The organism is Pseudomonas sp. TUM25319 (assembly GCF_056388475.1).
This window is the reverse complement of record NZ_CM150751.1, coordinates 2731810-2758494: the sequence shown is the minus strand read 5'-3', so window position 1 is coordinate 2758494 and position 26685 is coordinate 2731810. Positions and strand designations below refer to the sequence as shown.

Here is a 26685-nt window from a genome sequence, read left to right as displayed (position 1 = left end):
TGGCGAATTGGAGCAGCCAAGCAAAAAGCGGATGGAGTAAGCTTGCCCAAATTCTGCCGTGTCCATCCCGATGCCCAACCCTTCCCTGCCTCAGAAAACGCCGAGCGAGATGGCCGCCGACTGGTGCGTGCGCCTGCATTTCGAGGAGTGCTCGGAAGCGGATCGGGCCGAATTCCTGCGCTGGTATCACGCCGATCCGGCCCATGCCAGCGAGTACGCCAAGATGTGCCGGGTGTGGCAGGTGAGCGAGCAATTGCCAGCGTCCGCCACCACAGCGCCACGCCGTTTGTCACGGCGCCGTCCGCTGGCGCTGCTGGCGCGGGCGGCCGTGCTGGTACTGGCCGTGGGCGGCGCGTGGAGCGCGGGCTGGGCCGGCGGCGTGCTACCCGGCAGCGTGCGTTATTTCATGGCCGCAGAGGCGCGGCACCAGGTGCGCCTGCCCGACCACAGCCAGGTGGAACTCAATCGCCACACCGGCTTGCTGTACCTGGGCTACCGCCAGCAGCGCCAGGTGTACCTGCGTGATGGCGAAGCCTTCTTCGACGTCCAGCGCGACCTCGAAAAGCCGTTCGTGATCGCCACCGAAAACGCTCGCGTGCGGGTGACCGGCACCCACTTCAACGTCTGGACCGCGCCCGCGCAAACCACGGTCACCGTCACCGAAGGCAGCGTCCTGGTCTCGCGTAGCGAAGCCGACGAAGGCCGCAACCAGGGCACCGAGCTCACCGCCGGCATGCAGGCCGAGGCCCGCAGCGGCGGCATGCTGCAATTGCGACGGGTCGACCCGGCCCGCGCCATGGCCTGGCGCAACGGCAAGCTGATGCTGGACGACATCACCCTGCGCGACGCGATCCCGCAGATCAACCGCTACCTCGACGTGCCCCTGCAACTGGACGGCAGCGGCATCGGCGAGCTGCGTTTCGGCGGCATCTACGACACCGCGGACCTCGGCCAACTGGTCGCGGCGCTGCCACGGATCCTGCCGGTGAAACTGCGCCGCAGCGACGACGGGATCATCGTCTCGGCCCGCTGAACCGCGCCCCGCAGCCCCCGCACATATTTCTCTGAACAAAATCAGCGCTCATTCGTCGATCAGGCAAGCCCCCCGGACACGCCTGCCTGCCGGGGTGGAAACAACCTGCCAAAACAACGAAAGAATCATCAGGAGCAACATGAGCGCCCTTCCCCTGAACACGCCGGCCTGCCGGCTGCGCCGCAGCCTCGCCTGCGCCGCCCTCGGCTTCGCCCTGGTCACCACCTTGCCTGCCGTGGCCGATCCCGTGCCGGTCGACATTCCGGCCAAGGCGCTCGCCTCGGCGCTGTCCGACCTGGGCAATCAAACCCGGCTGCAGATCATCTACAGCCAGGACACGGTGTCAGGCCTGCGCAGCCACGGAGTGACCGGGCACATGGAGCCGGAACAGGCGCTGCGCCAGATGCTGCAGGGGACCGGCATCGCCTACCAGATCGAGGGCAACCACGTGACCCTGCAGGGCAGCGACGGCAGCGCAGCGGTCGCCCTGCCCGCCACCACTATCGGCGGCCAGGCCTACAGTTCGGTGAGCCCTGACGACGGCTACGTGGCCAAGCGCGCGTCGGCCGGCAGCAAGACCGACACGCCGATCATCGAGACGCCCTACTCGGTGTCCGTGGTGACCCGCGAACAGATCCAGGCCCAGCAGCCCAAGACCGTCGCCCAGGCCCTGCGCTATACGCCGGGCATCAACACGGAACTGGCCGGCCCGCAGTTCGTCACCGACCAGATGACCATCCGCGGTTTCCAGCAAGGCACCGGGCGCATGCTGCGCGATGGCACCCGCACCTTCCTGCCGGAGTTTCTCGGCTGGGACGCTCCCGAGCCCTACGGCCTGGAGCGGGTCGAGGTGCTGCGCGGCGCCAGTTCGGTGCTGTACGGGGCGTCCGACCCGGGCGGCCAGATCAACCTGGTGAGCAAGCGCCCGACCACCGAGCCGCTGCATGAAGTGCAATTGCAAATGGGCAACCACGCCTATCGGCAAGGCGCCTTCGACTTCGGCGATGCGCTGGACGACGAAGGCGTCTGGAGCTATCGCCTGACCGGCCTGTTCCGCGAAGCCGATGCCCAGGCCGACCATATCACCAACCGCCGCGAGTACCTGGCGCCGGCAATCAGCTTCCGCCCCGACGCCGATACCGAGCTGACCGTACTGGCCGAATACCAGAAGCAAACCGGCAACTTCGCCAACCCGCTGCCCGCCCAGGGCACTGTGTTTCGTGATCCCCGTGGCCGACTCGATCGGGATACCTACGTCGGCGATAGTGCCTACGACTACATGACCAACGAGAAGACCTCGCTGGGCTACATCTTCGAACGCAACCTCGATGAGGTCTGGACGCTGCGCCAGAACGTGCGCTACAGCGACTACCGTCAGTCCAGTTCGGAAATTGCGATCTTCGGTCCGGTGGGCGACCAGTACTCACGCTACAACGACCAGCGCAAGGGTGACGGTCGGCTGTTCACCATGGACAACCAGGTACAGGCCAACTTCGCCACCGGTGCGGTGGAGCACACGTTGCTGACGGGCGTGGACTACAACAACGGCAAGTTCGACCAGGCCCAGTCGCTGAACTTCATCCTGCAGAGCTTCGATGCGTTCAACCCGGTGTATGGCCAGCCGCTGACCCTGATTCCGTTCAGCGCCGCCAGCCATGAGCAGAAGATGTCGCAGACCGGCCTGTACCTGCAGGACCAGTTGAAGCTTGGCAAATGGGTATTGCTGCTCGGTGGCCGCTACGACTGGGCCAGCAACCAGAAGGACGATCGCGCCCCACAAACCCAGAAGGATGAAAAATTCAGCGGCCGCGCCGGTATCGTCTACCTGTTCGACAACGGCCTGGCCCCTTATGCCAGCTACAGCGAATCGTTCCTGCCGGTGATGGGCGTGACCGCCCTCGATTCGCAACTGGAGCCCGAAGTCGGCAAGCAATACGAGGTGGGCCTGAAATACGAACCGCCCGGCGCCAACAGCCTGTACACCCTCGCCGTATTCGACCTGACCAAGCGCAATGCCACTGAGAACGTCGGCGGTTTCTCGCGCCAGGATGGCGAAGTGCGTTCGCGGGGCATCGAGCTGGAAGCCAAGACCGAGATAACCCAGGGCCTGAACCTGATCGGCAGCTACACCTGGAACGATGTGGAGATCACCAAATCGGATGCCGGTATCGAAGGCAACACACCGTTCCGTGTGCCCGAGCACATGGCGTCGATCTGGGCCGACTACAAGGTCCAGGGTGGACCACTCGAAGGTCTGCGCCTGGGCGCGGGGGCACGCTATGTCGGCAGCACCTTCGGCGACTCGGCCAACAGCTTCAAGGTCGATAGTTACACGGTGGTCGATGCGCTGGTGGCCTACGAACTGGGCAAAATCGATGCGTCCCTCGACGGCATGGAAGTGTCACTCAATGCCGTCAACCTGTTCGACCAAGACTACGTGGCCGGCTGCTTCAGCACTGTCGGTTGCCAGTACGGCCAGCAGCGCACCCTGTACGGCAGCGTCACCTACAACTGGTGACGAGCCATCGAGCGCCGCCCGTGCGGCGCTCGATCCGGAAAAGGCACCGCGATCAGAAGCGGTACTCCATCCCCGCCCCCGCATACCACGACCGTCCTGGTGCCGCCTCGTAGTAGCGGTAATTACTCTCACCGACGATCACCGAGCCCACGTAGTGCCGGTCCAGCAGGTTATCCAGTCGCACCATCTCGTAGACGGTGAAGCGGTCGAGCTGCTGCTCCATCCGCGCCCGCCAGTTGAACACCGTGTAGCCCGGCGCGGCCTTCTGGTCGTTGCTGTCCTCGACATACACCTGGCTGCGGTACTGGCCTTCCAGCGCGGTACTCAGCCCGGCCACCGGTTTCCACACCAGCTCGCCGAACAGGCTGTTTCGCGGCACGCCCGGCAGGCGGTTGCCTTTCTCGATCTGGCTGCTGCCGCCGGTCACGTCGTCGCGGTAGGTGGCGTCGAGGTGGGTGTAGGCCAGGTTCAGGTCCCAGTCCTGCGCCAGGCGATTCTGCAGACCGACTTCCAGACCACGGCGCAGGGTCTTGCCGCCGTTGGCGTAGCTGGTGCGCCCGGAGTTGGAGCCGGAGACGACGATTTCATCGTCGGTATGGATCTCGAACAACGCGACGTTCAGGCGACTCTGCTCGCTGAGCCGGGCCTTGAGGCCGATCTCGTACTGGGTGCTGGTGGCTGGCTTCAGGCCAAAGTTGAAGGTCTCAATATCACCCGACGCGTAAGCCATTTCGGCCTGGGTCGGGCTTTCGAAGGCCTTGCCTGCGCTGACATAACCGTGCAGGTCCGGGGTGAAGGCGTACATCACCGACAGGGTCGGCGTGGTGCGCTGGTATTTCTTCGAGCCGCTGGAGTCGCCGTTGGACAGATAGTGGTCATCCACCTCCATTTCCATGCTGCTGCGGCGCAGGCCGGCGTCGAGGGTCCAGCGCTCCAGTTCCCAGTGGGCCTGGATGTACGGATCGAGGCTGGTGGCAGTGTCGATCTCGTCGCGGCGCAACTCGCCCTTCACGCCGAGGGTGTTGCCGCGGTAGTTCTGGTAGCCACGGCGGTCGTCACGGCTCTGGTCGTAGTCGGCGCCGACCGTCAGGGTCAGCGCGCCCGGCGCAGCGCTGATCGGCTGGATCCAGCGCAGGGTGCCCGGTCGAAGTCCACCACGCCGCCGCCACGTTCGTTGACCGGGTTTCCTTGAGGAGTGGTGCCCTTGGGAATCGACAGGTACTGGATCACGCTGCGCTGGCCGGCATAGAGGTTGAACTGCAGGGTCGCGTCGCCGAAGTAGCGCTCGTAGTTCATGCCCACCTGCTGGTGGTGGATGCTCTTGCGGGTGTCGTACTGCTCGGCCTGGGGAATCACCGAGCGGCGATCCTGCTGGTAGCCGCTCCAGGTTTGGCCCAGCGGGTCCTGGGTACCGTTCTGTTCCAGGGTGTTGAAGATCAGCGCCAGGCGGCTGTCGTCGTCGGGCCGCAGGTGCACCTTGGCGAAGGTCTGGTCACGGCGCGCCGAACTGTGGTCGCGGTAGCCGTCGGTGTCCATGCGCGAGGCATCCAGAACGAAACCGGCCCGGTCGTTGCCGCCCTGGCTGTACAGGCGGTTCTTGAGGAAACCGTCGCTGCCCGCCAGCGTGCTCGCACCGATCGTGGCCGGGCCGCTGCCGTCCTTGCTGAACATCTGGATCACCCCGCCGGCATTGCTGCCGTAGAGCGCGGAGGCCGGGCCGCGCAACACTTCGACACGGTCCGCCACGTCCAGGTTGAGCGAGGCGGCCTGCCCCTGGCCGTCTGGCGTGCTGGCGGGGATGCCGTCGCTGAGCACCTTGATGCCACGGATACCGAAGGCGGCACGGGCGCCGTAGCCACGGGTCGAGACCTGCAAATCCTGGGCGTAGTTCTGGCGGTTCTGAACCACTACGCCGGGTACGCGAGACAAGGCTTCGGACAGGTTGACGCCGGCCTGGCCGTCACTGAACTGCTCATGGGTGACGATATCCAGCGAGGCCGGTACATCGAAGGTGGAGGACGGCACATAGGTGCCGGTGACCGCCAACGGGTCGAGGGTGACGGCCTGCTCTTCGGCAACCACCGGGGCGCAGGCAGCGAGGCAGACAACACAGAAAGAAAGGTGTGAACCGTACGCCGTGAAGTGGCTGTGGTTCCTGAACGGTGAGGACATAGGAAAAAATCTGCGAAAACGACATGGGCCGGCCCGCCGGCAACGGCAGACCTCAGGGAGGAATGGACGCAGCCCGGGCGCTCCGGGCCACGTCTTTTCTGCACAGAGCAGCCGTGGGTTACAGGATGGACGAGCAGGCTACACGTCATACACGTAGTTGAGAATATTTACCAACAAGTGATAACGTGCCGCCCATCTCCCAGCCGTTGCGCAGGATGCCTGGCGAATGCCGCAAGATCTCGACCCTCTGACATCGTCATTCCTGGACAACCGCGAAGCGTTGAAAGCCTATCTGGCGCGACACTTCGGCAGTGCCACCATCGCCGACGACCTGACCCAGGAAACCTGGTTGCGCGTGGCCAGCCGCAAGGTGGGCGAGCGGATTGGCAATCCGCGCGCCTATATCTTCCGGATTGCCCGCAACCTCGGCATGGACATCCGCCGTCGTGAGGCCTTGGGCATCGAGGTGCAGGCCGATCCGGCGATGGTCGAATGCGTACCCGATGCCCGCCTGGACCCTGCGCGCAACGCCGAGTTGAACCGCGAGCTGCAACAGGTGATGCAGGTGATCGCCGAGCTGCCGCCGCGCTGTCGTGAAGTGTTCATCCTGTGCCGTATCGAAGGCCTGGACCATCAGCAGATCGCCGAGCGCCTGGGCATTTCCAAAAGCACCGTGGTTTCGCAGATGGTCAAGGCCATGCAGCGCATCGAGAAGGCAATGTCATGAAAGGGCGGATACACTGCGCGCATTTTCACTGTCAGCTGCCTGTCTTTGCATGATGAACCCACACGAGCCTCAGACTCCCCTGGACCAGGCGCTGGAATGGTGCGTACGCCTGCAGGACCCGGGCACGACACCGGCCGAACACGAGGCATTCGCCCACTGGCTCGCCGCCGACCCCAGCCACCCGGCTGCCTGGCAGCGCGCCCAGCAGGTGTGGGGAATGGCCGGAGTGGCCGGGCATGCCCAGGTTGCCGCCGTCGGCACTGCGCGTCGACGCCTGCCCCGGCGTACGCTCATCAGCCTGGCCAGTGCAGCGACGGTGCTGCTGGCCGTCGCGGTGTTTGCCCTTTCGCCCGCCCGCTGGGCGGACTACCGCACCGAAGTGGCTCAGGTGCGCAGTTGGACGCTGGAAGACGGTTCCACCGTGCAACTGGCTCCGCAGACCGCGCTGGACGTGAGCTTCAGTGCCGGTGAGCGGCGCCTGCGCCTGTACGAGGGTGAAGCCTGGTTCAAGGTGGCGCCCAACCCGGCCCGGCCTTTTATCGTCGAAGCCGCCGGTGGCAGTGTCCGGGCATTGGGCACGGCGTTTGATGTGCAGGTGCTGGACAATGGCGCCAACGTGACGGTGACAGAGCACCGTGTGCGGATCAGCCATGCGGGGCAGCAGGCCGAAGCCGAGGAAGGCCAGGCCTTGCACTACGGTGCACAGGGCCTCAGCGCATTGCGCCGTGTCGATCCCGACCAGCAACTGGCCTGGCGCGAGCGACGCCTGGTCTTCCGCGACGAGCCACTGGCCCAGGTGCTGCAACGTTTGCAGCCCTATTCACCTGCGCACCTGCTGCTGACTGACAGCCGCCTCGCTGATCTGCGGGTGACGGCAGCAGTGCCAGCCCGGGAGACCGATACGGTCTTGCAGAGCCTGCAGGTCATCCTGCCGGTTCGGGTGACCAGGGTCGGCCCGTGGCTGACGCTGATCCGCCCCGTCGAGCACTGATTGAAAAAAACTGAAAAGCCGCGTCATTGTGTTTGGTCGGTGGTCCGTCATAAGTCTTGATCGCAAACGAGAATGAGTTGCGAATACTGCCATCAGGACGGACTGGAATTTCGAATGCCCACCCCGAGAACCTCTATCAAACCCTTGCTACTGGTCAGCGCCTTGAGCGGCGTCTTCACATTCGCCGCCGTGCCACTGGCACAGGCGGCCAGCACCAGCCAGACGCAAATCCGTACCTACGTCATTGCCGCCCAGCCGCTGGAGAGCGCGATTGCACAATGGTCGGCCAGCAGCGGCATCCCGCTGTTCGCCGACGGCGCACTCACCCGCGGCAAGAACAGCAGTGCCGTGACCGGCCAGCACACGGCCGGCGCCGCGCTGCAGCAATTGCTGGTCGGCACCGGCCTGGGGTTCGTCATGGCCGATGACAACCGCGCCTACCTGCAGCAACGCAGCGATAGCGAAACGACGGTGCAGCTGGGTGCAACCACCATCCAGGGGCAAGGCCTGGGCATGACGAGCGAGCACACCGGCTCCTATACCACCGGCGCGATGCAGACGGCGACCAAACTGCCGCTCTCGTTGCGGGAGACCCCGCAGTCGGTAACGGTCATCACCCGCCAGCGCCTCGATGACCAGGACCTCGCCAACCTCAACGAAGTGGTGCAGAACACCCCCGGCCTGACCATCCGCCGCACCGGTCCGGAGCGTTCCTCGTACTACGCCCGTGGTTTTTCCCTCGACAACATCATGTACGACGGCCTGCCCACCAGCCTGGACAGCTCCCAGGTTTCCCAGGACCTGCTGTCGGCTGACATGGCCATGTACGACCGGGTCGAGGTGGTGCGCGGCGCCACCGGCCTGATGCAAGGCGCCGGCAACCCCTCGGCGGCGATCAACCTGATCCGCAAGCGGCCGACCCGTGAATTCCAGGCCAGCCTCGAAGGCAGCCTGGGTAGCTGGGATCGCTATCGCACCGAGGTCGATGTGTCTGGCCCGCTGGACGACACCGGCGCCGTTCGCGGCAGGATGGTGACGGCGTACCAGACCGGCAACAGCTACCGCGATACGCTGGATAACGAGCGCAGTCTCTTCTACGGCATCATGGAAGCCGATCTCAACGACAGCACCACCCTGACCCTGAGCGCGTCGCGCCAGCAGGACAACAACAACGGCAACGGCTGGACCGGGCTGCCGGTCGGCTTCGACGGCAGCGACCTGCACTTGTCGCGCTCCACCTCGCTGAGCAATGACTGGGAGTACTGGAACAAGACCAGCACCTCGACCTATGCCGCGCTGGAACACCTCCTCGACAACGGTTGGAAGCTCAACATCTCGGCCACCCGGACCTGGGCCGACCTGGACATGCTGGGCACCTACCTGCTCGGCCGTACCGCCACGAAAACCTATGACCAATACGTCGGTGCCGGACATTACCGTGAAACCCAGAACAGTTTCGACGCCTACGCCAGTGGCCCGTTCCGCCTGATGGACCGCGATCACGAACTGGTGGTCGGCGCCGCCCACCGGCGCGTGGTGTTCGACGGCGACGTGCCCTACAACATCTTGCTGAAAAGCAACATCGACCTCTACAACTGGGGTTCGGGCGCCACGCCCAAACCGAAGAGCCAGGACAAGTACGACTGGCAGAACACCAACGCCAAGCTCAACAGTGTCTACGCCACCACCCGCCTGAGCCTGGCCGACCCGTTGAAACTGATTCTGGGCAGCCGTCTGGACTGGTACGAAAACAATACCAGCGCGCCTTACAAAGGCACCCACAGCGAGCTGAAGGTCACCCGTCATGCCACGAAATATGCCGGCCTGATCTACGACCTGAACGACAACCACAGCGTCTATGTCAGCTACACGGACATTTTCAAACCGCAAAGCAGCCTGGATACGTCCGGCAAGACCATCGCCCCGATCACCGGAGAGAACCTTGAACTGGGCATCAAGGGCGAGTACTTCGACGGCGCCCTGAATGCATCGGCCGCGATCTTCCAGATCGACCAGGAGAACCGCGCCAAGGCCATCACCGACCAGAGCCTGTGTCCCTCCTATCCAGCGACGTCGTGCTACGAGGCATCAGGCAAGGTACGCAGCAAGGGCGTGGAACTGGAAGTGCAAGGCCAACTGACGCCAGGCTGGGAACTGGCTGCCGGCTACACCTTCGCCGAAGCCAAATACGTCAAGGACGCCAGGAAAGACAACGAAGGCCGCCTGTTCGACACCGACATTCCCCGCCACCTGTTCAAGATGAGCACCACCTACACCCTGCCGGGGGAACTCGACCAGTGGCGTGTCGGCACTTCCCTCTACCACCAGAACCGCATCTACAACAAAGGCACCACCTACCTGATCGAGCAGGATGGCTACACCCTGGTGGACTTCATGCTGGGCTTCAAGGCGACCGAGCACCTCGACGCCCGCCTCAACCTGAACAACGCATTCAACAAGAAGTACTACAACTCCCTGAGTTCCTCGGTCACCGTGCCGAGCAACGTCTACGGTGATCCGCGCAACCTGATGCTGTCGGTCAAATACACCTACTGAACGATCGAGCAGTTCCTTGGCCCCGGCGATTCAATCGCCGGGGTTACAGAGGGCGCTGATGCAGGGCAGATCATCTGGGGTCATTGGGCGGATCAGCATGGTTGTCTTCCGTGACTTCAATACAGAGTTGGCGATACTAGGCTCTGTACGAAATGTATTCGAGCGAAGGCCAGGCAAGGCGAAAACAGGCGAGGAAGCGGAGTTTACTGGCTGTAAATGAGCATTCCGAGCCTGTTTTCAACGCAGCATGGGCGAGTTCGGATGCATTTCGTACAGAGCCTAGCCAATACCCGCTTCGGTTTACGATGCCGCTCCACATCTCGCACCGAAAGGAATCTGGAGGCCCTATGAAAGGAAGCTGCGCCTGTGGCGCCGCAGGCTATGAGATCGACCGCATCGATATGCCGATCAGCCATTGTCACTGCAACACCTGCCGCAAGACCCATGCGGCGGCCTTTGTCACCACGGCGGGTGTGCTTAGGGCGCATTTCCGATGGACCCCTGGCGAGGATGAGCTGAGGACGTTCGAGTCATCGCCCGGCAAGCTGCGCCATTTCTGCTCTCGCTGCGGATCACACCTTGCCGCTGAACGTACCGGTTCAGACATCATGATCGTGCGCGTGGCGACGCTGGACCATGCGCCCGATGCCCGCCCCGCGTTTCATATCTGGACGGAGCACGATGTGCCGTGGCTGGACGGGGACGGCCTGCCTGAATATTCGCAGTGGCAGCCGGGTCGGTAATGCGCGCTGAGCACCTAGCGCTGCACGACACGCACCGCATGCCGCGGCATCCGCTGCCGGGTCAGGTACACCAGCACGATGAAGGTCGTTACCCCTCCGGTCATCAGGGCCTCGTAGCGATAGGCATCGCTGAACAGCATGTAGCCCAGCACCAGCAGGATGCTGCCGATCACCAGCCAGGTCAGCCAGGGGAACAGCCACATCCTGAACTCGGGTTGCCGGCCCTCTCGCTCGGCCCGCGCGCGCATGCGCAGTTGCGAAACGGCGATCACCAGGTAGACCAGCAAGGCAATGGAACCCGTAGTGGACAACAGGAAGCTGAAGACCTTGCCCGGGAAGACGTAGTTGACGACGCATCCGGCAAAGCCCGCCAGCGTCGACAACAGCACGGCCACCACCGGCACGCCATTGGCAGACACGCGCTTGACCAGCGGCAGCGCCTCGCCCCGCGCGCCCAGTGAGTAGAGCATGCGCGAAGCCGTGTAGAGGCCCGAGTTCATGCAGCTGGTGGAAAGGATGGATAAAGAGAGACTGGAAGAGTTTGAGCGCGCAGTACGTAACACCCCAGAAGTTCTCTCTTGCCATAGAATTTCAGGAAAGTTCGACTACCAGCTGATGGTGGTTTCGAAAGACATGATTACCTTCGGTGACTATGCAAAAACCCACATAAACGGTCTTCCTTACGTCAAAGAAGTCTACACTTCTTTCGTACTAGATGAGATAAAATCCGAGGTCGCACCTCTTGGCTAATACGACCTCTTATAACTTCGAGTAGCAATGTCAGCAAACAAGGTTTGCCGGCACCGCGCAACTTTTTCCTGTTCATTCTCGGTATATGGAGCGCCCATGGCTTTGCAGAAACTCCAACGGATCCTCGTCACCAATGACGATGGCATCGATGCGCCAGGCCTTAAGGTCTTGGAGCAGGTTGCAGCTCAACTGGCCCATGAGGTTTGAGTAGTTGCCCCTCGTTCAGACCAAAGTGGCACATCCCACTCGATCAGCCTCCACGCCCCTCTGCGTATCAGTCCGCACGGGGACAAACGTTTCGCTGTGACCGGTACGCCTGGCGATTGCGTGGTGATGGGTGTCCAACACCTGCTGAAGGATGGCAAACCAGATCTCATTCTGTCTGGCGTCAACCGTGGCGCGAACCTGGGGATGGAGACGGTCTTCTCCGGCACCGTAGGCGCGGCTATGACCGGCATGCTTCTAGGCATCCGCTCCATCGGTCTGAGCCAGGCCTACTCTGACCAAGCAAACGTACCTTGGCAGAACGCTTTGGCTCACGCCCCGAAGGTGATTCAGGATTTGCTGGCCATGGACTGGCCAAGCGACGTCTGCCTGAACGTAAACTTCCCTGACTGTGCTCCTGAAGCGATCCGCCCGCTTAAGGTTACTCGCCAAGGCCTCGGCCCACTGAATAACGTCTCGGTACGCACCGAGGTTGACCCGCGTGGCTTCGACTACCACTGGATCAAGCTGAACAACGAGCGAGAGTTCGACGAGACAGGCACGGAAATGGGCGAGCTCATGGCTGGCCATATCACCGTAACGCCGCTGCAGTTTGAAAGGACTCACACTGGCGCCTACAACAGCGCAACGAAGTAACTCAGTAGCAGCGGAGCCGCTCAGCAGCGAGCTCCGCTTACAGTCATATCATCGATGACCTATCCTCAAGCATTCAAACGTCCAAGCGTGCCAAATGCCGGACTTCCACATTATATGGGAAGACTCAGTCGGACGACCTCAGCGAAGTAACGCGCACCCGTTGAAAGAATTGAATCATTGAAATCGTACTGAGCGTTGTGTAGCGGCGTCGCCCCCTCCTGTCCATCAGCGCCGTTCCCAATAAATACAAAGTTGCCCGGGACATGCTGGATAAACGCGCCGAAATCTTCTGAAATCATCATCGGGGAGACATCAGGATCCACGGCGTCCTCCCCCACCACATTTCTGGCAGCCGCGATGGCGATTTGCGTGCTTTCAGCCCAGTTCACGGTGGGCGCGAACTCATGCGTGTATTCAAAACTGCAATCGGCCCCATGCATCCGGCAGATGCCTTCGCTGATCTCACGCATGCGCTTCTCCAACAATTGCTGAACGTTGGGGCTGTAGCTTCGAGTATCTCCCTTGATCGTCACGTGGGTAGGGATGGCGTTTCGGATCCCATCGGTGATGAACTCGGTGCATGAAATGACCGCAGGTAAGCCGGGGTCGAGATTGCGCGAGACGATTAGCTGAAGCCCTAACACGATTTCAGCGCCGATCACTAAGGGATCGATGCCCATGTGGGGGCGAGCCGCATGGGTACCCTTCCCTTTGATCCGAATTATGAAGTTATCTTCGCTAGCCATAATTCCCCCCACACGTGTGGCAATGTGCCCAGCAGGCATGCCAGGCATGTTGTGGGCGCCGTAGATGTGATCCACCGGAAAGCGTTCGAACAGCCCATCGGCCATCATCGCTTTGGCACCGCGCCCATGCTCTTCGGCAGGTTGGAAGATAAAGCGCACAGTGCCGTCAAAGTCCCGGCTTGCACATAGCAACTCCGCAGCCCCCAAAATCATTGCCATGTGACCATCATGGCCGCAAGCATGCATCTTTCCTGGCCTGCAGGAAGCATGATTGCGACCTTGGGCTTGCTCTGTGATGTTAAGGGCATCCATGTCAGCCCTTAGCCCGATTACCCCAGATCCATTACCGACCTGGAGGCTGGCCACAAGACCGGTTCCACCGATACCGCGATGCACCTCCAAGCCCAATTCGATGAGAATACGCGCGACTTCATCCGAGGTGCTGAATTCCTCGAAGCCTGTTTCTGGATGACGGTGGAAAGTATGACGCCATGCTTTAAGACGTTTTTCAAATGCTGGGTCGACAATCACAATCAGGGCTCCCCTACTTGGCCAAAGATGGTTGAGAACGCGGCAACTGACTGGCGCCATTTGCATCCAAGGTCACGTTTGGTTGCCACACCACACTTTCGCTGAGGTATTGCGTTCGATAGCCGCTGCGAACGCCCAGCGAATAGAATGCATAGGCAGTAATTGCAACAACAGCCATGTCCCAGCCTTCCGGCAGAATCCCGATTCCGCCAAATGCTTCACTACCAATGAATGAGATGAATGCCATCGCAGGCAGATAACCAATCAGCCAGATTGCGGCTTGGAACTCGCGGTAGAACCCAGTCCAGCCATTTTTTGCCTGGTAGTAGAAAAAGATCGGCAGCGCACCCACCACCAGCAGAATGACTTGGCCGGTCAAAGGCCAGCGCGCCCAGTACAGCACGAGAGAGGCGCATATGAAGGCGAACGGGGCGATAACGCTCATGCCCCTCAACCTAAGCGGACGATGGACATCAGCCGCGTGGGTACGCAGTGCTATCAAGCTGATGGGGCCCGTCAGGAACGAGATGATAACGGCGACAGAGATCACCGCTGCCAAGGTGCCCCAACCACGGAAGAAAAACAGGAAAATGAAGCACACTGCCAGGTTCAACCACATCGCTTGGCGCGGAACACCATACAGGGGATGCAGGTTGCCGAAGACTTTAGGCAGGGTGTTGTTTTTTTCCATGGCGTAGATCATTCGCGCAGTGGTCGCGGTGTAGATCGAGCCGGTGCCTGACGGACTAACGAACGCATCAAGGTAGAGAAGCATTGCGAGCCAGTTCAGGTTGAGCGCCAAAGCTAGCTGCGCAAGAGGTGAGTCAAAGTTAAGGCTATGCCAACCGTTGGCAATGCTTTGCGGACTGACTGCACCAATGAAGGCGATTTGCAGCAGGACGTAGATCACCAAGGCGATCAACACAGAGCCCACCAACGCGAACGGAATGCTTTTTCCTGGATCACGTGCCTCGCCGGCCAAGCTGACAGGGCTTTGGAAACCGTTATAGCTGAACACGATCCCGCTCGCTGCGACCGCAGTGAAGACAGCTGACCAGCCGTATGGGGCGAAGCTCGCGACCGTACCGTCACCAAAGTTTTCCGTATTGAAGCTGGTATAGATGAGGGCTACCGCTGTCAGCGTGGGCACAACCAGCTTGAAAATCGTGATTGCCGAATTCGTTTTCACGAACAGCTTGACGCCCCAGTAATTGAGCGCGAAATACACCATCACCAAGATCGTGCTGCCGACTAGCCCGCTGGTCGTCAACTCGCCATTGGCGACCAATCCTTGCGCCCAGGGAAAAGACCAGGAGGCCATGTACTGTATGGAAGCGATTGCTTCAATTGGGATGACAGAAACTATGGAAATCCAGTTGGCCCAAGCCGCCATGAAACCGACAAGGGACCCGTGCGAGTAGCGAGCGTAGCGAACCATGCCGCCGGACTCAGGAAACATTGCGCCCATTTCCGCATAGGTCAGGGCAATAGCAAGAACGACTACCGCGCCGATGATCCAAGCCAGAATTGCAGCTGGCCCTGCAATGGCGGACGCATGCCAAGCCCCGAAGAGCCAGCCCGAACCAATAATCGAACCCAGCCCTGTCAGCATCAGCGACCATGGGCTGATGTCACGCTTAACTTTATTCATGGTATCTCCGGTTATTTTTTTTGTGTGGAGTTGCCCAAGGACTTAAGGTTTCAGTCCTCGGGCATAAGTTCACCTTGATCAGACCTGAGGCGCCCAGGCTTTTTGACGTTTCAACACCGAACTAGCGGTTTCGCCCAATAGGTCTGCGTAAACACCCGGAGCGGTAGCGCCCTCAGTGCTGATGAACAAGATGCGGGCGTTTGCGTCGATATTCAGGTCAGCCGCCGCGCTTGCGCCCCTGACGAGATGAGCGAGACCTGCAAGACCTGCAACGCCGGACTCACCGGCTACCAACGGAATGTCGCGGCCACTGCCGGCAGCCAGGCGCCGCATCGCAGCAACTGCCTCTTCGTCTTTGATTGTCATGAAGAAATCGACGCATGGCTCCAGGAAACGCCATGCCAAAGGCGAAGTCTCCCCACATGCCAAACCTGCCATTACAGAATCCACCGATCCTGTTGCCTTTGCTGGTTTACCAAGAAGAGCACTTTGGTAAAGGCAGTCCGCTTGCTCCGGCTCCACCATAACGAAAGTGGGACGCTTCTCACCGTACTTCTCCCACAGATAGCTAGCGACACCCGCAGCAAGGCCGCCTACTCCCCCTTGCAGGAAGACATGAGTGAAAGCTGGTACCGTGGCGTCTTCTGCGGTGGCCTCAATGATTTCTGCTGCTATCACGCCGTAGCCTTGCATGACATCACGCGGGATAATTTCGTAGCCTTCATAAGAGGTATCGGAAACAACAATCCAATCGTTGGCTGCAGCAAGCGAAGCGGCTTTTTCTACTGACTCATCATAGTTACCAGGGATCCGAACGATTTTTGCGCCATATGCTGCAATGGCCTCCTCACGCTCAATGCTAACGTTGGCGTGGAGGACGATAACGCAGCGACAACCGATGCATTCAGCTGCTGCCGCCAGACCCTTTCCATGATTGCCGTCAGTCGCGCTGATAACGGTGAAATTTTCCAGCACATCTGCATAAGCCCCCTCAAGCAGCTCATGCGGATTGAAGCCATGCTCCGGGAATGTACGCAAAATCAAGCGTACTAGAGCGATAGGCGCCCCCAGTGCCTTGAAACTACCCAGACTCGAACGCACAGACTCGTCCTTGACCAAGATCTGTGCAACTCCCATCTCGTTGGCCAGATCAGGCAGCGAGTGAAGAGGAGTTGATAAAGGGCTCAAGAGAGACCATTGCGAAAGCCATTGACGGCTTTCATTCGCTTTCTCAATGCTCATGATCGACTTTAGCGATTCAGGGTATGGTTGACGGGTTGAATTTGGGTTAGAGATAAACATGGACACTCCTTTATAGAGGCAAAAGGTATCCCGTTCCGCTGAACTTGATTTCCAGCGGATGGGAAAACAGATGTGGATTAGGAAGCGATAAGTCGACGACGAACGACGTCGAGCAGTACCTGGGCGCCTTGGATCAACTGATCATCATCAGTATGTTCGCGGGGGTTGTGACTTATACCTCCGCGACTTGGTACAAAAATCATCGCCGCTGGTGCGATGCGGGCGATCATCTGCGCATCGTGGCCAGCACCAGAAGTCATACGTCGATAGCTAAAACCAAACCGCTTCGCTGAGGCCTCGATTTCGTCTGCAAGCTCGGCATTGAAAATGACCGGCTGGAATCGCACTAAACGCTCAGTAGTGATAGTTACGCCTTCTTGCTCCGCTATAGCAGTGAGGTATTTTTTCAACCGATTTTCTGCATCCACAAGCTTTACTTCATCAGGGTCGCGCAGGTCGACGGTGAAGGTGGCCTTGCGGGGAATGACATTGATTACGTTGGGTTCAAACTTCATGCATCCGACTGTCGCAAGAGTCGAACCTGTTTCGATTGCCATGCCCCTGAGCTCTGAAACAATAGAGCTGGCGACAAAACCCGCATCATGACGCAGACGCGTCGGGGTAGTGCCTGCATGGTTTGCATTGCCCTTAATCTCTACCTGTTGCCAGGAGATGCCCTGCAGGTTCTCCACTACACCAATTTGGATGCTTTCAGCTTCCAGGATGGGCCCTTGTTCAATGTGTAGTTCAAGGTACTCATACGGCAGGATTGCGCCTGGCTCAAGGGAGCCTGCATAACCGATACGATCCAGCTCATCTCCGAGACAAGTTCCATCGATACCGATGGTGTTCAATGCATCTTCCACTGACATGCCGCCAGCATAAACAAGCGAGCCCATCATATCTGGCTGATAACGAACGCCTTCCTCATTGGTAAAGGCACCGACCGTTATCGACCTGCTTGGCTGTATACCCGCATCACGGAAAGCACGGATAACCGCGAGCCCTGCCAACACGCCATAGCATCCATCAAGAGCGCCGGCGTTAGTGACAGTATCGATGTGCGACCCCATCATCAACGGACGGTGATCACCCAAATCGCTGGCAGACCGGAGTGTGCCAAAAATGTTGCCAATGCGGTCAATCTGCACCTCCAACTCGAGCTCGCGCATCCAGCTGACCAATAGGTCACGCCCTGCTTTTTCAGCATCAGTCAGCGCGATCCGCGTTCTCCCACCAAGTTCTGCATCAGTCCCCACCTGACCGAGGGCTTGGATTTGCTGCAGCAGCACAGCGCCATCCAGCTGCAATTCTTTAGTCACGTTCATCCGGCACTCCCGTCGGGGCGGAAAGCTAGGCCTTGCCGCCCCCTCTGTTGTCATGCAAGAATTTTATTTCTAAAACGTGTACTGAAAGCTTGTTTTTTGGCAAAAAAATGAAATTTTATTGCACATATTACCCTCTTGCCGCCGATTTTTTACGGACAGCTCAGTATGACCCTCGATCATTTTGACCTAGCTCTCCTAGATGCCGTCCAGCGCGACGCTAGCATTTCCCAATCAGACCTGGGAGCGAGGGTAAACCTCTCTTCCGCCGCAGTTAACCGGCGGTTAAAAAAATGACTGCCGACGGTGTCATTCGAGCTACGGTAGCTCAGGTGGATGCTCAATCATTGGGCTATATGCTTACGGTGATTACCGAAGTAGAGGTCGAGAACGAGCGCTTAGATTTGCTCGACGAGATGAAGAAAAAATTTCTATCTTGCGCAGAAGTTCAGCAGTGCTATTACGTCGCTGGCGAATGTGATTTCGTGCTAATAATGCTAGTGAAAAACATGGAGCAATACACACAACTAACCAGAGATCTTTTTTTCGAGAACAATAACGTCAAACGCTTTAAGACGCTGGTCTCGATGAGCAACGTAAAGACAGGAGTATTCGTACCAAGCATCCAAGCTTGCCACGAACACTCACAGACATAGACGGAAACACAGTGAGCATTTCGCACACATATTACCATGAGCACGACACTCGAATAACCGCTGGGACATCTATTAATACTTAGACGCCCATCATTAAGCAGCCATCTCAACCACTTACTCAGGCTGGCTAGATAGAACCCAAGAACTCTCTTGCTCCTTTGTTGCACGCAACAAGAAAAGCAAGAACGTTCCTATAGTTAGAGCGATACCCGTGAGAACTAAACAATCGCTATACCCACCATATGTCGCGGCCATATAGCCTGCAGCAGCCGGAGCTACGATCTGCGCAACGCCATAGCTAATCGTAAGCTTAGCCATTGCTTTAGCAGGATTGTCCGGATACTTCCTACCCACAAGGGCCAGTGTGAGGCTAACAATCCCCACGAACGTACTACCAAACAAAGCAGCGCCAACAATATTTATTACTGCATCATCTGTAAATCGCGGAATAATGATTGCGACCGACTCCAACAGGTTGGCCAAGATGAGTGCGAAAATAGTGCTGGTGGATTTCGCGACTTTGTCCCATAAGAAGCTAGCCGGAATAGCCGCACACCCGACGATTATCCAGACGAGGCTCCCCCTACCTTCGAAGAAATCAAATTTTGAAAGAATTGCAACTATAAACGTGGCGCCAATTGCATAACCGAACCCAGTGAAGAAATAAAATGCTATTAGTATTTTCATCCAGGCCGAAGAGCTTTTGACTACTTTGCTTGCCCCTCAGCACTAGGACGTGATTTCAACGGTTCTGGCATCCAGAGATACGCAGGAGGGAAGAAAGCTATTCCTAGTGTAGCCAGCCAGTACCACTGCTGTGCCCAATTGAAGTAGTCGGCCATGGCTATTATCGCAACGCCGGAAACCACAATCCCCAATCCAATCCCGGTAAAGTGCAGCCCTAATTCCTGCCGTAGCCCCTTACGCAATAACCAATTCATGACCAGGCCGGACGAAAGTAGCATTCCCGCCACACTGGTAATCCCACTCACTACTCGAAGAACCGACCAAATCACCAGATCTGTGGTAGCCCCCATCGCCGCTGTGGTGACAAGGCTCACAACCAAGCATATCTTATAGGCGCTATATTTAACCCTTAGATCGCTTAAGTTGGCAGCGACCAAAGCTCCTATGATATATCCGATATAGTTGAACGTTGCCAACCATCCACCCGCCAACAAGGATAACCCCGTCTATTTATTCATGATTGGCAGCATCGGCGTGTAGGCGAATCTCGCCAAGCCAACTGTAATGATTAAGGCGCATACCCCTGACAAAACGACTTGGTACTTTTCTAACGGCAGTGACTCGTCCGAGTTCGACATACAGTAGTTCCTAGGCAATCTAAAAATCTTCGATAGCTAGTCATCTACGAATGCTTTTCGGTGACTGCTCACGTTTTTTATTCTAAGCTGCCTTCAATCTGTCAATCTCAAGAGGTTTTGCCATTTTATGTCGATGAGATGCCACCCTATGCCTAGGTTCTCAGAAAACTGGCATTATCTTCCTCGCTTGGGATTGGATGTTGACCGTAGGCCAGCGCCTGTGCGCCTACGCTCGCAAGAGTTACCACCGAGGAGCAAGTTCGAGCCTCATTCGCATGACTGGAACCAGCTTACGTATGCAACTGAGGGTGTCCTGAGCGTGATGATTGGCCTGGAGTGCTATGTGGTAGCTCCTGGACAAGCGTTGTGGATTCCTAGGGGATGTGTCCATACGACGGGCACTGCATTGGGGGCAACGCTATCGAGCTTGTACGTTGATGACACAGCTTCAACATCATCAGAGATCAAAGCGTTTATGGTTTCAAATCTTATGAGGGCACTCATAATGGAGGTCTCGACGTTCGACGACACTGTAGATAGGGATTACTCCGACCTTGTAACCAAGCTAATGATGAAGCAACTCGATAAGATGGTACCCATCCAAAAGCCACTACCTTGGCCATCGGAAGGTATCACTCTTGAGATTTGTGAAACACTCTATGAAAACCCGGCCTTAGAAAGAAGCGCTGAGGCGTGGGCCGAACACTTCAAGATGTCCAAACGAACGCTTGGCCGACACTTTGAGCGAGACACCGGACTACCAATGCGGGTTTGGGCTCAAAAATTGAAATCTCTGAAGGCGCTGGAGCTTCTGGCTGACGGCCAAAGCATCACACAAGTTGCGCTCTCTCTAGGTTACTCATCGACTTCCGCTTTCACATTCATGTTCAGATCAGAGTTTGGCATGAGCCCAGGCGCCTACATGAAGAGGCCATAGATCGAACCCACCAGAAACGAGGGATTTTTATGAAGGCAATTCAAGACTTTTACCCTGCTGAATTTGGGCACTGCTACGGCTGCGGAGCGGAAAATCCGCATGGCCATAAACTAAAAAGCTTCATGAAGGGTGATGTGGTTGAAGCACGATTCACAGTCGACCCCATTTACACAGGGGGTTTTCCCAAAAACGTCTACGGGGGGTTGCTAGCCTCGCTGTTGGATTGCCACGGTGCTGCCTCTGCCGCAGCCTACGCTCATCAGGCGATGGCCCGAGAGATAGGCGATGGGCATCCGCTTCAACGTTTCGTGACCGGCACCTTGACGGTGGTATACCACAAACCCACTCCAGTCGGAGTGGAATTGCTCCTCCAAGGAAAGCTCAAATCCTTGCAGAACAGGAAGGCGGTAATAGAGTTGTCTCTGACGGCTGGAGGGGTCAATACCGTAAGTGCCGAGATGATCGCCATCCAGCTTCCGAATGAGCGCTAGGCTCTGTATGAAAACCCTTGAAATCCCGCCAGCGCCCCAGCCAGCCTGAGTTTACGTAGAGTTTTGCCCTTTTCAGCGCAGGACTCTGTGATGCCCAAGCAGCGATATGAAATTTCCGATGCGGACTGGGAGTTGGTTTCGGACCTCTTCAATTCGCCCCGCCGCACGGGACGTCCGCGAGTCGATGATCGACTGATGCTCAATGGCGTGTTCTGGGTGCTTTGCTCGGGCGCGGCCTGGCGGGACATGCCTGAGCGGTACGGACCTTGGTCTACGGTTTATCAGCGGTTTCGAGATTGGCGAAATCAGGGCACCTTCACCAAGATGCTCAAGCGGATGCACGTCAAACTCAACGAGCATGGGCTGATAGATCTAGACACCTGGTGCATTGACTCAACAGCAGTCAAAGCAACCCGAGCGGCCTCTGGAGCAGGTCAAAAAGGGGGACGGAAGAACCAGCGGACCACGCGCTCGGGAGAAGTCGGGCGGGATTAACGACGAAAATTCATATGGTCAGCGACGCCCGAGGTGTGCCTCTGCACTTCACTCTGTCTGGTGGGCAGGCCAGTGACATCTCACATGCACAACCACTACTCGATGGTGTCCAGGTGCCTACCGGCTGGGGCAGACCTCGCAAGCGGTGCCGCAAGCTCGTCGCTGACAAAGGCTACGACGCTGAATCCCTCAGGCGGTATTGCGATCGCTATCGCATGCAGCCTGTCATTCCTTATCGCACGATGAAGCGCAAGCCGAAGCCCGGTTTGCCGCGGCTGTTTGACAAACTCAAGTACCGAGAACGCAATGTCATCGAGCGTCTGTTTGGCTGGCTGAAGGAGCATCGCCGCCTGGCAACCCGCTACTGCAAGCTCGCAACAAGTTATGGGGCGATGGTCACATTAGCCTGCTGGCGGCGGTGTTTACGACACTACTTTTCGTACAGAGCCTAGAACGTCTCTGCTGGCTGAGTAAGCAAATCGTCTTACCCAGCCAGCTTCGTTGCACGCGCTCCGTATTTCAATGTCCCGCCCAAGAGCCAAGTGATCAGGGCGAGGAATGCGGGGGACAGATTGACCACGAGCAAGGCAATGCCCACCGGAATTCGCGCTACCGCCGAGTAGATGCAATAGCTCTGTATCGCCACGCACAACCCGGCCAGTACCTGCCAGCGACGGGTGGCACCGGCGATTCGCAAAACGTCGGGACTCGTGAGGACAAGGGCCATCAGGACTATCGCCGTGATCCCCGAACGGCAGAGGATCGCCACCAACAGCCCGGCACCGTCGTCAAACGCCAACCTGGCGGCGACATGATTGCCGGCGAATGCGCACGCCAGGGTCGCCAGAATCAGCAGAGACACGGCCCGGGGAAAACTGTTCTTGCAATCCCCCATCTGTCGCACCCTCAGCGAATATAGCTGCCGCCGTTGACGTCCAGCGTGGCGCCATTGAGCGACGCCAGGGACGGCCGCAGGGTAAACGCCACCAACTCGGCGATTTCTGCCGGCGCCGCCATGCGTCCGACCGGGATATCGGATACCGCTGCAGCTTCGCCATGCTGGGCGATGAACTGCTCGGCCATGTCCGTGCGCACCCAGCCCGGCGCAATGGCGACAGCGACAATCCCCTCGCCCGCGACACTCCGGGCCAGGGACTTGGTCAGGTTGATCAGAGCAGCCTTGCTGGTACCGTAGGGCAGCGCGTCGGCCGCGTAGCCACGCTGTGCGGCCCGACTGGCCATGTTGATGATGCGTCCACCGCCGTTGGCCCGGAAGTGAGTGACGGCTTCACGACTCAGGTCGGCAGCGGCGAAGAAATTGACCTGGAACTCGCGCCGCCAGGCCGCGCGCCATTCTACGGCCGGTGCTTCCAGCGGGATCTCGGTACGGATGCCGGCGTTGTTGACCAGTGCGTGAATACGCCCGCCCGCCAGCTCCAATGCTGCCTGCCACAGACGCTCGGGGCCGGCCTCGTCGCTCAGGTCTCCCTGGACGATCCAGCCTTGTCCGCCAACGCGATCCAGCAGGCGCTGGGCACCTTCGGCATCCCGGCTGTAATGGATCAGCGCCCGTGCGCCCTCGGCCACCAACTGTTCGACGATCGCCGCACCGATGCCGCCCGAGGCACCGGTTACCAGAACGGTCTGACGATCGAGCGGACGCTTGGAATCACTCATGTGTTGTCACCTTGCATGTCTTGAGAAAGAAGCAATGCCGTGCGCACTTCGGATGCACACGGCACTGCGGGAAGGGGCGTTACTTCGCCTGGGCGTTGGCCTCGGTTGAGGCCTTGTCGACAAGCCGCTGGATATCACCCGTCTCGCGACGCTGGGTCAGGTAGATGTTCAGCACCTGAAGGTCGGCCGGGGAAATGTCGCGTCGAACACCAAAGGATACGCCCTGCTTCGCCAGTGCCGGCTTGGGCAGAATCTCGCGGGTCCAGTCGGGGTTGGCCAGGGCGAACAGGTGATTGGTATCGCTGGCATCGACCAGGACATCGGCGCGCTTGGACATCACCGCCAGCCGTGCTTCGTCCATACCGGGCAGGCGCATGATCTTGCCCTTGCTGACCACGGACGAGATGGCCTTGTCCTGAGCCGTGCCTGACATCACCGCGAAGATGACTTCAGGCTTGTCGAGCGCGGCGATGTCGTCTTTGACATCCGCCAGCTTGGGGTTGTCCTTGTTCACCAGCAAGGACACCTGATAGTCCGTTGCCGGCACGGTGAACGCCACTGCCAGTGCCCGCTCCGGCGTCTGGTTGAGCGCCATGGCCAGGTCCCATTTGTTGCTTTGCAGCCCGGCTACGAGGTTGTCCCAGTTGGTGTCGACGAACTCGACCTTGACCTTCAGCACCTTCTCGCCGAAGTCCCGGCACAGGTCGACGAAGTAGCCGCTGTAGGCGCTGGTCCTGGCGTCACGCATCACATAGGGCGCCGCGACGGCAGCACCACAGCGCAACACCCCAATTTTCTGGACGTCTTGCCACACCGAGGTTTCCGCTGCCTGGACGAGCACTCCTGCGGACAAACCGGCACAGATGACCAGGGCTTTGAGAGAAGAAGAAAGCGAACGAACCATTGTTGACCTCACTGATAATGATTGTTTTTGGCAGGAAGGTACGGCACATAGCTGCATGCGATTTTGTGTGCATGACTGCATTCAAAATAAAAACTAAGATGGATGCTGTCAACAGGGTTGATTTTTTGTGGATAGACAAGAATCAAACGACTGTTTCAGCGTTAAAAAACCGATGATATTTACGAAAGAAAAATCAAACATGAGCGTGAGAATAAATGGATTTAACTCACCAAAGTTTTCACACCACACTGTACGGATCAGTGATCCAGGCCCCTTTGGAGCCAGGCAAGAGGAAATCGGGATGAGCCTGAAAGACGATCTGGCACTTTTGCTTCGCCAGGAACAAACCCTGCAATTTCCACACTTCGATGAAGACCGCGCATGGCAACTCGGCTCCGCCCTGTACAGCAAGGCTGTGGCCAACGCCTGGCCCCTGGTCATCGACATCAGGCGCTTCGACCGCCCGCTGTTCTTCGCAGCCCGGCCCGGCATCACCTCCGACAATCACGATTGGGTACGGCGCAAGACCAACACCGTGCAACGCTTCCTGCGCAGCTCCTACCGGATCAGGTATCAGCTTGCCCAGGAGAACCAAGACATCACCCAGCGCTACTTCCTCTCGCCCGCCGACTACGCCAGCGTCGGCGGTGGTTTTCCGATCATCGTGCAGGGCGCAGGCGTGATCGGCTCGGTCACGGTTTCGGGGCTGCCAGACCGACAGGATCACCAGATTATCGTCGACGCGCTGTGCGAACTGCTCGGCCATGATCGCGACGCTCTGGCACTGGGTGCGGAGTGCCCGTTCTAAAACGCGCCCTGCTCCTGCTCCCCATGCCCGCACCGCCGCTTTTGCGTTTCCGGATCAGAACGCTCCAATAACAATCAACGAGTCTATCCATGTCCAACTCCTCCCTTGCAGCTGGCCTGAAACAGCGCCACGTCACCATGTTGTCGATCGCCGGCGTGATTGGCGCCGGCCTTTTTGTCTTTTCCGGGCATGCGATCGCCAAGGCCGGACCAGCCGCGCTCCTGGCCTATATCTTTACCGGTGCCCTGGTCGTGCTGGTCATGCGCATGCTGGGCGAGATGGCGGTGGCCTCCCCTGACACCGGGTCGTTCTCCACCTACGCGGATCGGGCCATCGGCCCTTGGGCAGGGTTCAGCATTGGCTGGCTCTACTGGTGGTTCTGGGTGCTGGCGATTCCGCTGGAGGCCATTGCGGCGGCCAACATCATCAACGCCTGGATACCGGGCGTCGACACCTGGGTGATTGCGTCGACACTCATTCTGGTGCTGACCTGCTCCAACTTCTTCAGCGTTGCCAAGTATGGCGAGTTCGAGTTCTGGTTCGGGCTAGTGAAAATCATCGCCATCATCGCCTTTATCGCCCTGTGTGTTGCGGCACTGATGGGGCTTTTACCCGAGCGTGAAGTCAGCGGCCTGGGGCAACTGATGGCCCTGCATGGCGGCTTCGCACCTAACGGCCTGAGCGCGATCATCGGCGCGATGCTGACCACCATGTTCAGCTTCATCGGTGCGGAAGTGGTCACCATCGCCGCCGCCGAGTCGAAGAACCCTGCCAGGCAAATCACCCGCGCGACCAACTCGGTGGTCTGGCGGATCTGCGTCTTCTACCTGCTGTCGATCCTGATGATCCTGTCCATCGTCCCGTGGAACGACCCACGCCTTCCGGAAGTCGGCTCGTTCCAGCGCGCACTGGAGATCATGAACATCCCCAACGCCAAGCTGATCATCGACATCGTGGTTCTGCTGGCCGTGGCCAGTTGCATGAACTCCCAGGTCTACACCGGCTCGCGGATGCTCTACTCCCTGGCCAGACGCGGTGATGCCCCGCGGTTCCTCAAACGCGTCAACCTGGCCAAAGTGCCGTTTGCCGCCGTGACCTGCACTACCGTCCTGGGCGTGGTGGCGACCTTCATCAATTACTTCGCACCCGAGAATGTGTTCAAGTTCCTGCTCTCGACATCGGGTGCGGTGGCGCTGCTGGTCTATCTGGTGATCGCCGTCTCGCAATTGTGCCTGCGCAAGAAGATGCGGGCGGCCGGCGAGATCCTGGAGTTCCGCATGTGGCTGTTCCCGTGGCTGACCTGGGCGGTGATCCTGTTCATCAGCGGCGCCTTGGTCAGCATGTTCTTCATCCCGGCCTATCGCTCCGAAATCACTGCCACCGGGCTGCTGGCCATCGTGATCATCTGCGTGGGCCTGATGAGTGCGCGCAAAGCGGAACACCCTGCCGTTCGGCATGCAAAGCCGGTCTCGGAATAACGTTGAAA

Annotated in this window: 19 protein-coding genes and 6 pseudogenes; 14 read left to right on the top strand and 11 right to left on the bottom strand. The window is 58.9% G+C overall.

Features of this window, described 5'->3' with window-relative positions:
• Positions 1–70 precede the first annotated feature (70 nt).
• Both AC05QJ_RS13095 and AC05QJ_RS13090 read left to right on the top strand, forming a co-directional pair.
• The gene (locus tag AC05QJ_RS13095) at positions 71–1033 is read left to right on the top strand and encodes a FecR family protein (RefSeq protein WP_476747255.1); all 963 of its coding nucleotides are present in this window, start codon (positions 71–73) and stop codon (positions 1031–1033) included.
• Positions 1034–1172: 139 nt separating this feature from the next.
• Complete coding sequence (locus tag AC05QJ_RS13090) at positions 1173–3551, top strand: TonB-dependent siderophore receptor (RefSeq protein WP_476747254.1); 2379 nt, start codon at positions 1173–1175, stop codon at positions 3549–3551.
• Between the two features lie 52 nt (positions 3552–3603).
• Here AC05QJ_RS13090 and AC05QJ_RS13085 read toward each other — a convergent pair.
• Positions 3604–5723, bottom strand: a pseudogene (locus AC05QJ_RS13085) (TonB-dependent receptor family protein).
• Between the two features lie 226 nt (positions 5724–5949).
• Between AC05QJ_RS13085 and AC05QJ_RS13080 the strand changes: the two are divergent.
• The 4 genes from AC05QJ_RS13080 (at position 5950) to AC05QJ_RS13065 (ending at position 10740) form a co-directional block, all read left to right on the top strand.
• Positions 5950–6450 (top strand): RNA polymerase sigma factor, encoded by a 501-nt coding sequence (locus AC05QJ_RS13080; RefSeq protein WP_476747253.1) that lies wholly within the window; start codon positions 5950–5952, stop codon positions 6448–6450.
• Between the two features lie 49 nt (positions 6451–6499).
• A complete protein-coding gene (locus AC05QJ_RS13075) occupies positions 6500–7441 on the top strand; it encodes a FecR family protein (RefSeq protein ID WP_476747252.1) in 942 nt (313 codons plus the stop codon).
• 114 nt (positions 7442–7555) lie between these two features.
• Positions 7556–9997, top strand: a complete 2442-nt coding sequence (locus AC05QJ_RS13070) for a TonB-dependent siderophore receptor (protein ID WP_476747251.1) — start codon at positions 7556–7558, stop codon at positions 9995–9997.
• A 347-nt stretch (positions 9998–10344) separates the two neighbouring features.
• Positions 10345–10740, top strand: a complete 396-nt coding sequence (locus AC05QJ_RS13065) for a GFA family protein (RefSeq protein ID WP_476747250.1) — start codon at positions 10345–10347, stop codon at positions 10738–10740.
• Positions 10741–10754: 14 nt separating this feature from the next.
• On the opposite strand, the pseudogene AC05QJ_RS13060 reads toward AC05QJ_RS13065, so the two are convergent.
• Positions 10755–11252, bottom strand: a pseudogene (locus tag AC05QJ_RS13060) (amino acid permease); the annotation flags it as partial.
• Between AC05QJ_RS13060 and AC05QJ_RS13055 the strand changes: the two are divergent.
• Together AC05QJ_RS13055 and surE are read left to right on the top strand one after the other, a co-directional pair.
• Positions 11239–11490: an Lrp/AsnC family transcriptional regulator gene (locus AC05QJ_RS13055; protein WP_476747249.1), complete on the top strand. Its 252-nt coding sequence runs from the start codon at positions 11239–11241 to the stop codon at positions 11488–11490. The pseudogene AC05QJ_RS13060 and the gene AC05QJ_RS13055 sit on opposite strands and share 14 nt — an antisense overlap.
• A 96-nt stretch (positions 11491–11586) precedes the next feature.
• Positions 11587–12351 (top strand): annotated as a pseudogene (gene surE / locus AC05QJ_RS13050) (5'/3'-nucleotidase SurE).
• Between the two features lie 110 nt (positions 12352–12461).
• On the opposite strand, the gene AC05QJ_RS13045 reads toward surE, so the two are convergent.
• From AC05QJ_RS13045 to AC05QJ_RS13030, 4 genes are all read right to left on the bottom strand, one after another.
• On the bottom strand, positions 12462–13628 hold the full coding sequence (locus AC05QJ_RS13045) for a M20 aminoacylase family protein (RefSeq protein ID WP_476747248.1): 1167 nt from the start codon (positions 13626–13628) through the stop codon (positions 12462–12464).
• Between the two features lie 13 nt (positions 13629–13641).
• On the bottom strand, positions 13642–15279 hold the full coding sequence (locus AC05QJ_RS13040) for an APC family permease (RefSeq protein ID WP_476747247.1): 1638 nt from the start codon (positions 15277–15279) through the stop codon (positions 13642–13644).
• A gap of 78 nt (positions 15280–15357) precedes the next feature.
• Complete coding sequence (locus tag AC05QJ_RS13035) at positions 15358–16581, bottom strand: diaminopropionate ammonia-lyase (RefSeq protein ID WP_476747246.1); 1224 nt, start codon at positions 16579–16581, stop codon at positions 15358–15360.
• 77 nt (positions 16582–16658) lie between these two features.
• Positions 16659–17909, bottom strand: a complete 1251-nt coding sequence (locus tag AC05QJ_RS13030) for an allantoate amidohydrolase (RefSeq protein ID WP_476747245.1) — start codon at positions 17907–17909, stop codon at positions 16659–16661.
• Positions 17910–18074: 165 nt separating this feature from the next.
• Here AC05QJ_RS13030 and AC05QJ_RS13025 point away from each other — a divergent pair.
• A pseudogene (locus AC05QJ_RS13025) lies at positions 18075–18562 on the top strand (Lrp/AsnC family transcriptional regulator).
• 114 nt (positions 18563–18676) lie between these two features.
• On the opposite strand, the pseudogene AC05QJ_RS13020 reads toward AC05QJ_RS13025, so the two are convergent.
• Positions 18677–19255 (bottom strand): annotated as a pseudogene (locus tag AC05QJ_RS13020) (YbfB/YjiJ family MFS transporter); the annotation flags it as partial.
• A gap of 14 nt (positions 19256–19269) precedes the next feature.
• Entirely contained in the window at positions 19270–19740 is a 471-nt protein-coding gene (locus AC05QJ_RS13015) for a YbfB/YjiJ family MFS transporter (protein ID WP_476747928.1), read from the bottom strand.
• Positions 19741–20014: 274 nt separating this feature from the next.
• Between AC05QJ_RS13015 and AC05QJ_RS13010 the strand changes: the two genes are divergently transcribed.
• From AC05QJ_RS13010 to AC05QJ_RS13000, 3 genes are all read left to right on the top strand, one after another.
• Positions 20015–20824 carry an AraC family transcriptional regulator gene (locus AC05QJ_RS13010; protein ID WP_476747244.1) on the top strand — a complete coding sequence of 270 codons (810 nt, stop codon included), beginning with the start codon at positions 20015–20017 and terminating at the stop codon, positions 20822–20824.
• A gap of 29 nt (positions 20825–20853) precedes the next feature.
• Entirely contained in the window at positions 20854–21315 is a 462-nt protein-coding gene (locus AC05QJ_RS13005) for a PaaI family thioesterase (protein WP_476747243.1), read from the top strand.
• Between the two features lie 90 nt (positions 21316–21405).
• Positions 21406–22262, top strand: a protein-coding gene (locus tag AC05QJ_RS13000) for an IS5 family transposase (protein WP_476744304.1) whose coding sequence is annotated in 2 segments (ribosomal slippage) — positions 21406–21750 and positions 21753–22262 — 855 coding nt in all. Because the reading frame shifts where the segments join, the coding sequence is not laid out codon by codon here.
• A gap of 74 nt (positions 22263–22336) precedes the next feature.
• On the opposite strand, the pseudogene AC05QJ_RS12995 reads toward AC05QJ_RS13000, so the two are convergent.
• The 3 genes and pseudogenes from AC05QJ_RS12995 to AC05QJ_RS12985 all read right to left on the bottom strand — a co-directional run.
• Positions 22337–22705 (bottom strand): annotated as a pseudogene (locus AC05QJ_RS12995) (DMT family transporter); the annotation flags it as partial.
• Between the two features lie 11 nt (positions 22706–22716).
• The gene (locus AC05QJ_RS12990; RefSeq protein WP_476747242.1) at positions 22717–23487 is read right to left on the bottom strand and encodes an SDR family NAD(P)-dependent oxidoreductase; all 771 of its coding nucleotides are present in this window, start codon (positions 23485–23487) and stop codon (positions 22717–22719) included.
• Positions 23488–23566: 79 nt separating this feature from the next.
• Positions 23567–24391 (bottom strand): transporter substrate-binding domain-containing protein, encoded by an 825-nt coding sequence (locus AC05QJ_RS12985; RefSeq protein WP_476747241.1) that lies wholly within the window; start codon positions 24389–24391, stop codon positions 23567–23569.
• A gap of 301 nt (positions 24392–24692) precedes the next feature.
• Here AC05QJ_RS12985 and AC05QJ_RS12980 point away from each other — a divergent pair, with 301 nt between their 5' ends.
• Positions 24693–25199: a heme-degrading domain-containing protein gene (locus AC05QJ_RS12980; RefSeq protein ID WP_476747240.1), complete on the top strand. Its 507-nt coding sequence runs from the start codon at positions 24693–24695 to the stop codon at positions 25197–25199.
• An 89-nt stretch (positions 25200–25288) separates the two neighbouring features.
• Entirely contained in the window at positions 25289–26677 is a 1389-nt protein-coding gene (gene gabP / locus AC05QJ_RS12975) for a GABA permease (RefSeq protein WP_476747239.1), read from the top strand.
• The last annotated feature ends 8 nt before the right edge of the window (positions 26678–26685 follow it).